This is a genomic window from Sporosarcina aquimarina, assembly GCF_019748715.1.
Lineage (GTDB): Bacteria > Bacillota > Bacilli > Bacillales_A > Planococcaceae > Sporosarcina > Sporosarcina newyorkensis.
In genome coordinates, this window is record NZ_JACLBZ010000022.1 from 51822 (window position 1) to 63040 (window position 11219).

At 39.5% G+C, this 11219-nt stretch carries 8 protein-coding genes and 1 pseudogene; 3 read left to right on the forward strand and 6 right to left on the reverse strand.

The window, feature by feature from the left end:
• Positions 1 to 8: 8 nt before the first annotated feature.
• From H7J92_RS11350 to H7J92_RS17860, 3 genes are all read right to left on the reverse strand, one after another.
• The gene (locus H7J92_RS11350) at positions 9 to 2027 is read right to left on the reverse strand and encodes a sensor domain-containing protein (protein ID WP_221837007.1); all 2019 of its coding nucleotides are present in this window, start codon (positions 2025 to 2027) and stop codon (positions 9 to 11) included.
• A 236-nt stretch (positions 2028 to 2263) separates the two neighbouring features.
• Positions 2264 to 3133, reverse strand: a complete 870-nt coding sequence (locus H7J92_RS11355) for an NAD(P)-dependent oxidoreductase (protein WP_078817855.1) — start codon at positions 3131 to 3133, stop codon at positions 2264 to 2266.
• Between the two features lie 181 nt (positions 3134 to 3314).
• Positions 3315 to 3485, reverse strand: a complete 171-nt coding sequence (locus H7J92_RS17860; RefSeq protein WP_078817856.1) for a Spo0E family sporulation regulatory protein-aspartic acid phosphatase — start codon at positions 3483 to 3485, stop codon at positions 3315 to 3317.
• 442 nt (positions 3486 to 3927) lie between these two features.
• On the opposite strand from H7J92_RS17860, the pseudogene H7J92_RS11365 reads away from it, so the two are divergent.
• A pseudogene (locus H7J92_RS11365) lies at positions 3928 to 4110 on the forward strand (YkvS family protein); the annotation flags it as partial.
• A gap of 59 nt (positions 4111 to 4169) precedes the next feature.
• Positions 4170 to 4826, forward strand: coding sequence for a midas domain-containing protein (locus H7J92_RS11370; protein ID WP_078817857.1), 657 nt, complete (start codon positions 4170 to 4172; stop codon positions 4824 to 4826).
• Between the two features lie 76 nt (positions 4827 to 4902).
• On the opposite strand, the gene H7J92_RS11375 is transcribed toward H7J92_RS11370, so the two are convergent.
• Positions 4903 to 6285: an ATP-binding protein gene (locus H7J92_RS11375; RefSeq protein WP_040758304.1), complete on the reverse strand. Its 1383-nt coding sequence runs from the start codon at positions 6283 to 6285 to the stop codon at positions 4903 to 4905.
• Positions 6286 to 6469: 184 nt separating this feature from the next.
• Between H7J92_RS11375 and H7J92_RS11380 the strand changes: the two genes are divergently transcribed.
• Positions 6470 to 8236 carry a B12-binding domain-containing radical SAM protein gene (locus tag H7J92_RS11380; RefSeq protein ID WP_078817859.1) on the forward strand — a complete coding sequence of 589 codons (1767 nt, stop codon included), beginning with the start codon at positions 6470 to 6472 and terminating at the stop codon, positions 8234 to 8236.
• Between the two features lie 58 nt (positions 8237 to 8294).
• Here H7J92_RS11380 and H7J92_RS11385 read toward each other — a convergent pair whose 3' ends face one another.
• Positions 8295 to 9644 carry a TrkH family potassium uptake protein gene (locus H7J92_RS11385; protein ID WP_078817860.1) on the reverse strand — a complete coding sequence of 450 codons (1350 nt, stop codon included), beginning with the start codon at positions 9642 to 9644 and terminating at the stop codon, positions 8295 to 8297.
• A 370-nt stretch (positions 9645 to 10014) separates the two neighbouring features.
• Positions 10015 to 10773 carry a TerC family protein gene (locus H7J92_RS11390; RefSeq protein ID WP_040758305.1) on the reverse strand — a complete coding sequence of 253 codons (759 nt, stop codon included), beginning with the start codon at positions 10771 to 10773 and terminating at the stop codon, positions 10015 to 10017.
• Between the last annotated feature and the right edge of the window lie 446 nt (positions 10774 to 11219).

Below are 11219 nucleotides of genomic sequence, written 5' to 3' on the forward strand. Positions count from 1 at the left end.
TTTACACATTACTGATGAATTTCTAAATAGTCTCGTTCAATGACTTCTGATGGCACAGCCTTACTGTATAGAAATCCTTGCGCAATCCGGCATTTGGATTCCTTCAAAATTTCAGCCTGTGAAACGGTTTCAATTCCTTCAGCAATCACATTCATACCTAAGCTATGTGCTAAATTAATGATCGTTTTGGCAATTGCTTCATTTTTGGCATCCATTTCGATATCTTGTATAAAAGAACGGTCTATTTTAATTATATCGATCGGATATTTTTTTAAGTAACTCAATGAAGAATAACCCGTTCCAAAGTCATCAACGGAAATAGTAAAGCCCATCTCTTTAAGTTGTCGTAAAGACTTTAACGTTTCATCCGGCCTCATGAGCGCACTCTCTGTTATTTCAATTTCAATACAATTCGTCTGTAATTCGTATTTACGTACGGTATCAAACAGTTTAACGCAAAAATTTTCTGATCTGAACTGACTTGGTGAAATATTGATCGCAACTTTCACAGGTTTATACTGTTTTTTCTGCCACTCTTTCAAATGCTGGCACACTTGATCGATAACCCAGTCCCCAATTACATGAATAATACCGGAAGCTTCAGCAAGTGGAATGAAGTCGGCTGGAGAAACCTCACCAAACTTGCGATTATTCCAACGCAGTAAGGCTTCAAAGCTTGTGGACGTCCCCGTTTCTAATTCCACTTGCGGCTGAAAACAAACTTTCAATTCATCAAACTCAATTGCCCGCCGTAAGTGAGATTCCATCAACGCTTCATTTGTAAACGTTGCCTTCATATCCTCTTCAAAATATCGAAAATGAGCACGGCCTCGTTGTTTTGTGACGGACAAAGCTTGCTTGGACTTTTCCGTCAGCTCATCAATGGTATTTCCGTGTTCAGGAAACGTAGAAATCCCTATAGAAATAGATAAATAATATTCTTGGCCGTTAAACAGAAAAGGCTTTTTAAAAGAACATAACACTTCATTACAAATTCGCTCCGTTTGGGCGAAGCTGTATTCCTGAACGAGAAAAATAAACTCATCTCCACTATTACGATAAACTTTCTCACCCGCTGTACAAATCTTTCTTAAACGCTCAGCAACCATCCTTAAGATTTGGTTGCCTGCCATATAGCCTAGTGACTCCACTACCACTTTAAAACGATCAATACCTAAATGAATAATGCGGAGTTTCCCCTTTTCATTCACAGCCTGAAGTGAATCTTGGGCGAAATGAATTTTCAACATTCGGCGGTTCCACAGTCCTGTCAAGTGATCATGGTATGAAAGATAATACCTTTTAGAATTACTGATCAAATAGTTCGGTAATTCCTTTAAGATGACTTGTGTCTCCAGATGCTCTCCCTTCACTACAACAGGTAGTGCTTTTAGCGAAACCAGCAATTCATGGCCTTTTTGATGCATTAGCTCGATGTGCGGCAATTCAAATGTCTTTCCAAGTTTCACGTAAGACCATAACTGCCTGAAACTTAGCTGATCTACTTCACTTACAAGCTGATGAAACGGCTTGCCGATCAATTGTTTCGGCTTATAATTAAGTAGTTTTTTTATCATAGGGTTGCAAAATGTAATTTGTCCTTGTCCATTTAATGTAAGCAGTGCGTCTGAATTGGAAAATAGAAGGGATTGATATTTTTCTTTCCATAGCTGATTGGCATTCCGGGAGACAGAATTCTGAAATTCCAAGAGAAGTAAAAAACCTTTAGAGGAATCAGCTAACTCCTTCATAGTCATTTTCAATGGCTCTTGTCCGATAATAGAAATCTGGCATGAACCTAGAGTAGCAGCTTTTTCTACTATAGCTTCTCGGATTGCTGACCAATATAGACCAAAAAACTGCTCAGGCGAATGTTTACTCGATGAAAAGAATGATGTAGAACTTTCATTTGTATACAAAATCTTCATATGTTGATTGGAGCTTACATCTAAGATGACGACCATAGTAGAGTGAGCTTGCGGCTCTTCCTTTTGAAGAAAATGATCAAATGGTTCTTCATTGTTCATTTTGAGACGCTTCCTTTCGTTTACAAATTCTATTGTGCACTTTTAATTATTTTTAATACTTAAGATACAGTTAGATTCACCTTTATCAATAAGTATACAGCTATTTAATCTGCTATAAAAGACTAGATACCTAGATTATACTTCCCTTTGTGACTATTCACGTAACGTTTCCTAAAGACAAGTTAATTGAATAGAAAAAGAAGCAAAGGGACTAGAACGCCCCTATGCTTCATTACTTAATCGATATATTGTTTAATCAGGACTTGAGTACCTTTTTCTCCGTATCCTTGATCCAGCAATTCTATATACATTTTGCGCGCAAGCTTCAGGCCCGGTAACTCTAAATTCAATCTTTCCGTCTCCTGTAACGCAATATTTAAATCTTTCACAAAGTGCTTCACAAAAAAACCAGGCTCGTAGTCTTCTTCAATGATTCGCGGACCGAGAGCCGATAAACTCCACGAACCGGCGGCACCAGAAGCTACCGACTGCAGCATAGTATCTGGATCCAGTCCTGATTTCATAGCATAAGCGAGTGCTTCACACGCACCAATCATATTTCCTGCCACTGTAATTTGATTGCACATTTTGGCATGTTGCCCCGCTCCTGCATCGCCTTGATAGACAATTTGCTTTCCAAAAACAGAAAGTATCGGCAACAAACGATCATATAGCGCTTTTTTACCGCCACACATAATAGAGAGAGTGCCATTTTGTGCGCCTATATCGCCGCCGGAAACGGGTGCATCGAGAGAGTGCATCTGCAGCGACTCTGCTTTTCGAGCTATAGCAATAGCCAACTCCGGGCTCGATGTTGTCATATCGACTACCGTTTGAGAAGGACGACCATTCGCAAAGATGCCGTTCTCTGACAGATAAACCTCTTCCACATCTGCCGGCATGCCAATCATCGTAAAGATAATATCTGCTTCACGCACAGCTTCTCCTACAGAGTCTGCCCACCGCACGCCAAGCTCAACCAAAGGATCCGCTTTAGACTTCGTCCTTGTATACACCGTTACATCGTAGGATGCGTTTACTAAATGTTTTACAATACTCGCACCCATCACACCGGTCCCAATAAATGCTATCTTTTCATTTTTCATTTAATCACTCCTTACAATACATTTATATATTCCATCGTATAGGAGTCAGAATTTATTTACAATAAAGGATACAAAAAAAGAGGACCAATCTTATAAATAAGATTGATCCACAAAAGGGGGAAATGAGAATGTTGCTGTGTTCAATTATATTATGCCCCCTTTTCGTATATATAAACATAAATTACAAATTTTTTTCAAAACTTTTTTCTTTTTGTCTTTCATATTCATTTATCAGTAAGTCCAGCTCACGACTCAGAATAATTGTACGCTCAGAATGCATCCCCTCATGTTGAGCGACTTCTATTAACTGGTTTCTAAGACATTCGATTTGAATTTCAAAGTTACAGTTCAAACACTACACCTTCCATCATAATAGGCTACTTTTTATATTATACTAAAAGCATGAATAATTAGCTCTATGAAGTTGTCGACACTTTCCGACAACTTTATCTTTATTCAGCGGAAGACTCTACCTGTATAGATGATGAAATTAATGCCGTTTTATTTCCTGTTCATTGGTTGTTCAAATGCTCGCTGAACAACAGAAGTACGCAGGCTAAGATCGCCCAATGCCCGCATGATCTACTTCCTGTAGACTTAAGCACAAATCAAAATCTGGACGCAATTACGCCGAGACGTAATTGAACTTTCTTTTTATCGACTTCTTAGAAGATAACCCTTTACCTTTTGTAAGTTTTCAGGCAAACTAGAAAGTAATTCTCAGGAATAGATTTGTACCACTCTACCATAACTAGAGTAATTCATGAAGATAGAAAGGAAGTTGTATGATGACGATTGCAGAAGTCGGGGATATTATTGAATTCAAAGATGGTTTACAAGGGATTGTGGAGAAAGTCAATGAAAACTCTGTTATTGTGGATTTGACATATATGGAGGATTTCGATGAGTTGGAGATGGAGGAAAAAACCGTTATCAACCATAAACGCTACAAAATTATCCATAGTGCGGCAGAATGAAACCTTCTTCTCGCCTATCCGTCCAATTAGTAGAATCGTAAATAGAGGAGTGAATCGATATGAACAACAAATGGCGCATTATTTTCGCTTCATTTGCAGCATCCTTACTGCTCGCAGCTTGCGGAACATCTGATTCAGATGACAATCCTTCATCAACTGACGGCACGAATGGAAGTGCAGTGGAAACACCTGCTGACGAGCCTGAAACGGACATTGAGGAAGACGTTGACAGTGCAACTGCAGAGGGAGATGAAGCAGACAGCACAGAAGAAGAAGACTTGCTTAAAGACGCAGTCGAAACAAAAAGTGATGCTCAAGACTATTCGGTTATGGTGATGCCAGGATATACATTAACAAGTGAAGAGCCTGGAAGAGATAGCTTATATGTAGACGAAGACAGCGAAACGTTTATGCGAATTGAAACGACAGCGAAAGACGAAGAAGCTTTCAGTTTCGATGAATGGTATGAAAACATGGAAGAATTATTAGCTGCGTCAACAGATGGGGCTGAGCCGACTGAATTAACAGACGAAGCAGAACTTCCTCAAGGTGAAGGCATTACGAACGTAAAAGGAGCCGAAGCTAAATCCGATGAAGGATACTTCAAAGGCTTTGTGATGGAACGTGAGGACAAGTTAGTACGCGTGACAATTTATGCTACAGAAGACAATGAGCATATTAAAGAATTCACAGAAATGGCTTCAACGATCAAGTAATCTCTATCTATATAGAAGGCCGACCCGCTATATACAGCAGATCGGCCTTCTTTTTGTTTAAAATTTAAAGTCCTGTTCAGGTGCCAACGACAGACACTCGCGGAAATGTCAATTTAAAGACAGACCCTACGCCTTCCTCACTGCTAACGGCTATGCTACCACCATATTCAGTGACCGTTTTCTTGACAAATGGAAGACCAAGTCCCGTGCCGCCTGCTTTACCAGAAACAAACGGCAAGAAAATCTTTTCCATCATCTCTTCGCTCATACCAGTGCCTGTATCTGAAATTAGAATGTCTACATTTTGCTGTTCTCCTTCACAAACATGAACAGTCAGCGTCCCTTTTGGCCCCATTGCTTCCATCGCGTTTTTAAGAAGATTTACCAAAATCTGCTTGACGCGATTCGGATTTGCTTTAATTAAAATGGGTTCCGTGATAAAATTTTCATTAAATAAGTTTATTTGGTCAAGTAAGGCTTTCGGCTGTAATAATAACAATACTTCTTCCATTAGGACAGTAAGTGAAAATACTGTAACTTCATCGACACGAGGTTTGGAAAGAGCGAGCATTTCATTTAAAATTTCGTTCATCCGCTTTACTTCGCCTTGAATCACAGTTACATACTTATGGGCACTTCCTGTTACCTCATGTTCCAATAACTGAAGAAAACCGTGTAATGTAGTCATGGGGTTTCGGACTTCATGTGCTATACTAGCCGCAATTTCACCTGTCGTGGACAGTTGGTCGGAGTGTGCAAGCAATTGAAGCATATGTTCCTGTTCTGTCATATCTAGGACTCGCAAAATAAACATCTCGGTAGCTGAGTCGACTTCCAAGAGAAGGTTGAAGTATTGTATATCACCATTTTTCTGGTAGGACAATTTCCTTTGAGCAACACCTTCATTTTTCGCCTGAACTACGTATTCCGTATAACAAAATTCTTCATCGTGGTGGAAGTTTTCTAGGAAGCTCTTGAGGTGTATAGAAGTCCCGCGAGTTGGATCGAAGAAGGTCTTATTGAATTCCTCATTCAAGGACACAAAGAATCCCCATTCATTAACTAATGCCATCGGGATCTTAGCTGTCTGAAAGGCACTTTCGTATAATTGACTTAAGGTTTTCGTCTGTTCATCCATTTTTATCGTAATAATAGCCTTTTCACTACGAGGCTGGTATATAATATAGCATGAGACATGTTTATCGCAGTCATCTTTTAGACATCCCTTTACACGTTCCTGTACAGTAATTTGTTGAAAGCTAGAGTGCACTAGGATGTTTTCAATTTGAACGAGTAGTCGTTCGTCGAAAATTTCTGATATATATTTCGGTAAGTCATTTTCTTTCACTAATGATTTAAAAGCTTTTGTCATACCCAATATTTCACCATTGTGATTAATAATTATTTTAAAAAGAGAACTTTCGAGAAATTTATTGATATCTGTTGATTTCAATACCATAAACATGCCTCCCTCTTTTATTTCAAAGTGTAACTTGATAAGTTTGCTAATCTCTATTTTGAAAATTTGAAATATAATCCTTTGAATTCTCATTATGTCATATTTTTGGAACGCTTTACATAGGACCATAGTCTCTTTTAATTACCTAAAGTATACCAATATTTTTTCGTATAGGAGTATAATCATGAAAATTGTTTTATCTACTTTAAATGCTAAATACATACACACTAACATTGCAATCCGCTATCTTAAGGCATACGCAGAGCCAGAATACCCATGTACTTTGGCGGAATTCACCATCCATGACCCAACACTCTCGATCGTCTCTGAACTTTATCAACATTCCCCTGATGTTGTCGGTTTCAGTGTTTACATTTGGAACATTGAAGAAACTATCAAAGTCATTCGATTGCTTAAATTGACGAGTCCCGAAACTATTATCGTTTGTGGTGGGCCAGAAGTGACCTATGATTATGATCAATGGCTTGAACGCGTGCCAGAGATTGATTTTATCGTCATTGGCGAAGGCGAGCGGACATTTAAGGATTTACTACAAGCGATTAACGGGAAAACTGAATTATCGAGCGTGCAAGGGATCGCCTATCGCCAAGATGAACAGTTGAAGATTACAGCGCCTGGACCAAAATTGGATTTGCGGACACTGCAATCCCCTTTTCGTTTTGTTGAGGATTTGCCTCATCTTAGAAATCGAGTGATGTACATCGAAACGAGCCGTGGCTGCCCTTTTTCTTGCCAATTCTGTCTTTCTTCAATCGAAGTGGGCGTCCGCTATTTTAACCGGGAAGCAATCAAAGAAGATATTCGATATTTGATGAAACACGGTGCCAAGACGATAAAGTTTGTCGATCGTACGTTCAATATCAGCCGTAGTTATGCGATGGAAATGTTCCAATTTTTAATTGACGAACATGTTCCAGGCACTGTCTTTCAATTTGAGATCACGGGCGATATCATGCGGCCGGAAGTCATTGAATTTTTAAACGAAAATGCACCCGCAGGACTATTCCGTTTTGAAATCGGTGTCCAATCAACAAATGATCTGACGAATGAACTAGTTCAAAGAAGACAAAATTTCAGTAAGCTTTCTCGTACCGTTACCATGGTCAAGGAAGGCGGAAAAATTGCGCAGCATCTAGATTTAATCGCTGGATTGCCTGAAGAAGATTACGATTCTTTCCGCGATACTTTCAATGAAGTATTTGCTTTACGACCAGAAGAGCTGCAATTAGGTTTCTTAAAATTACTGCGGGGTACTGGTCTGCGAATTCAAGCAGAACAATACGGTTATCGTTTCATCGACACAGCTCCTTATGAAATCGTATCAAATAATGTGTTGTCCTTTGATGATATGCTGAAGATTAAACAAACAGAAGACATTCTCGAAAAATATTGGAATTCAGGTCGATTTATACACTCTATGGAATATATCGTTACCGAATTGGTCGATACACCTTTCGACTTCTTTCAGCTATTCGGCGCTTTTTGGGAAAACCAAGGGTGGTCAAGAATCGGCCATCAGTTTGAAGATTTGTTCACACGTTTGGAACAATTTTTAAAAGAAGTTTTGAAGGTTGATACAGAAATCGCACGAAGTCTGTTAAAAATTGATTATCTGGCACATCAGAAATTCCTCCCTAGAAAAATATGGTGGGGCCCTTCTACTTTACAGGAAGAACAATTGAGGGAGATCAATCAGTTTTTGGTTCGCTCCCCACATCTACTCGGCGAGAGGTTTGTAGCACTCGGCCATACTGATCGAACGATCCGGAAACAAGTTTTCATCACAGATACTGCTGCCAAGTTGGAAGAAGATCTCACTGTGAAAAAAGATCGCGGGTATCTCATTTTCCAATATAGTCCGAGTCAAGAAGCACAATACTTCCACCTCTCTGACCAAGTTTTAGAGAATTTGAAGGAACAGAAGCATTAAAATAAGCAGGCTGAGAAAATGACCATATTTTCTCAGCCTGCTTTTATTTACGTAATCATTATCCGATAATCACACGTTCTTTTGGATAATGATAAGGTGTTTTATTCGTTTTACCGCCTATTGTATAAAGAAATGAAATCAATCCTACGCGCCCGATAAACATCAAAACCATAATGATGAGTTTCCCAGCTACAGACAGATCCGATGTAATTCCAAGCGACATTCCGCAGGTCCCGAATGCTGATGTAATTTCGAATAGTAAAGAAACGACCGGGACGCCTGGCTCCGTAAGCAACAAAAGGAGCAATGCCGTCATGACCATAACACAAGCTACGAGAATGACCGCATATGAACGAAACACATCAACCAATTTAATTTGCCGTTTAAAAATGTGGATGACATCGTTCCCTTTGGCAAAATTGATCAGGAATAATATCGCTATGGCAAATGTGGTTGTACGGATCCCTCCTCCAACCGAACTGGGTGAAGCCCCGATAAACATTAAGGAACTGACGAATATGTCGGTTGCATCGCTGAAGTTTGTAACGTCATACGTCGTAAGACCGGCTGATCTCGCTGAAACCGAGTGGAACAATGCCGTGAAAAATTGCTCATGCCACCTCATCCCTTTGAATGAATGAAATGATTCTAAAAGCCAAATCATCAAGGTACCGAAAACTAATAACAAGCCAAAGGTAGAAGTCGTGATCTTCGTAAATAAGGAGAAACGGAAATGAGGTACTTTTTTCGAAAAGTAACTTTTCACCTCAATTAGAACAGGAAACCCGATAGCTCCTAAAATAATTAAAACCATTAATATTAATTGAATAAAGTAGTCATTAAAATAAGGCTTCATGGAAGAACCGGTAATATCAAAACCTGCATTCGTAGTGGCAGAGACCGCCATGAACATCCCATTTAATAAGGCTTCACTGAACGAGTCGTAAAAACGAGAGATATAAAGTGTCAAAATCGCCCCGCCAATCAATTCGATTGCGACTATGATTTGAATAATTTGGCGAATGAGCTGCACAACACCCGCTAATGTATATTGATTCGTGTCGACCATGATCAGCTGACGTTCTCTCATTCCAATTCTTTTTTTTACGAGCAACCAAAAAAACGTACCAATTGACATAATGCCGATACCTCCTAGCTGGAGGACCAACATGAGCATACACAAGCCAAAAACCGAGTAGGTTTCTCCGATGTTTATTGATGATAACCCTGTAACACTTACCGCACTTACAGCTGTAAATAAGCTGTCGATAAATGCTACATGGACGCCTGGCTTATAGACACCTGGTAAGTTCAGCAGCAGGAAAGAAGAAGCAATTGCTAAAAAGTAATAGAATACGATGATTTGTGCTGGAGTGAATTTATGTAAAACTTCTCGGGAAAGCTTCATCTTTTTCAAATTCCTTTCATAACAGAAACTTTATTTTCCTACTTTATCAAATGCTTTGCTGAAAAGATAGCGTTACAAAGAACTTTACACTCTTTTAATAACCTTAAACCAACTAATCAATTACGCTTCGGTATAATTGTGTCTAGATTTTGAATTGTGCTTAGGTCTGCGTGACGCAGTCAGTTAACCTTTAACACCATCAAAATATGTGACATCCGTCCGAGGCTATCTCTTTGTTCAGCAAGCATTTGAACACCCGTTGTACTGGAAGTAAAACAGCTTTCATTTTATCACCATATAGATGAGAGCCTTCTGCTGAATAAAGATAAAATGCAACTCCTTCTAAATATTAGAAGGAGTTGCATTTAGTTTACCCTTTCAACCGTTGTTTCACTACGGCTAACAAATAGCCGCCAACTGCCAATATCAACAGTATGATCCAGAATGTTGTTTTCCACAACGTCGAGTGCGGGAATGTCTCAGGAATAATTTGAAGCGCTGGATGTGCCAATGTCAGCACGACGAGTTTCACACCTACCCAGCCTACTATTAAGAATGCCGCAGTTTCGAGTGTCGGATATTTCTCCAGCAAAACGACAAACTGTCTAGCTGCGAAACGGATCATAATCAAACCAATCATACCGCCAAGTAACATGACAACGAACTGTCCACCATTGATTCCACCGACATGGAAATCACCCAATTCTGGCAATGTCACAGCGAGCGCCACTGCCGCCAACATAGAGTCCAAAGCAAACGCAATGTCCGCTAATTCTACTTTCAAAACCGTCATCCAAAAACCAGATTGTTTTCTCGGTTTTTTATTCGGATTATCTTTTTGCGAGTGCGTGAGCTTGTCATATATATTCTTACCTGAAATGATTAATAAGTATGCTGCCCCTAACGCTTGGATCTGCCAAATGTTCACCAAAAATGTAATCATGAATAAAGCTGTGAATCGGAAGACAAACGCTCCAACCAAGCCGTAAAATAATGCTTTCTTCTGCTGTGGTTTCGGCAAATGTTTGACCATTACCGCCATCACTACTGCATTGTCCGTCGCCAATAGCCCTTCTAGTACGATCAGTACGACAAGAACCCATGCGTATTCTAATAAAATCGCGTCCAACAAAATTCCTCCTTGTTTTATACAATATAAAAAGACCCTCACCTAATAAAAGGCAAAGGTCTCGCTAAGTCAGAATTTTGTATGTTCAAAATCCAGCTATCATAACCGATGGCAGTTTAGACAGCCACGTATTGACGATTATGAAATAGGTTTCCCTATAGCTACTCCCCTTTGACATTGCGTCAAAGTTATTAAGTTATTGGATACTTTTAAAGTATTATAACATAATAACTTCGCTTTGCAAATCGTTTAGGTGTTGTCTGTGAAACTATATAATTTTTAAATTATTTTAGCAGGTTGAACGAGCTAAGGGCTAACTTTTTATTGTTTCGTCGCTCGATTTTAGGTAAGTCCTAAATAGGTACAGGGTAGTACATTTACGCCGCTTCGCCGCTGGGGGATTGCCTCCCGCCGTGAGCCAACTAGCAAAGACCGCTAGCTGTCTC

What these genes read in the sequence shown, in the direction of transcription:
- H7J92_RS11350 (WP_221837007.1), bottom strand. Translation starts at nt 2,027, where the DNA reads ATGAACAATGAAGAACCATTTGATCATTTTCTTCAAAAGGAAGAGCCG.
- H7J92_RS11355 (WP_078817855.1), bottom strand. Translation starts at nt 3,133, where the DNA reads ATGAAAAATGAAAAGATAGCATTTATTGGGACCGGTGTGATGGGTGCG.
- H7J92_RS11370 (WP_078817857.1), top strand. Translation starts at nt 4,170, where the DNA reads ATGAACAACAAATGGCGCATTATTTTCGCTTCATTTGCAGCATCCTTA.
- H7J92_RS11375 (WP_040758304.1), bottom strand. Translation starts at nt 6,285, where the DNA reads ATGGTATTGAAATCAACAGATATCAATAAATTTCTCGAAAGTTCTCTT.
- H7J92_RS11380 (WP_078817859.1), top strand. Translation starts at nt 6,470, where the DNA reads ATGAAAATTGTTTTATCTACTTTAAATGCTAAATACATACACACTAAC.
- H7J92_RS11385 (WP_078817860.1), bottom strand. Translation starts at nt 9,644, where the DNA reads ATGAAGCTTTCCCGAGAAGTTTTACATAAATTCACTCCAGCACAAATC.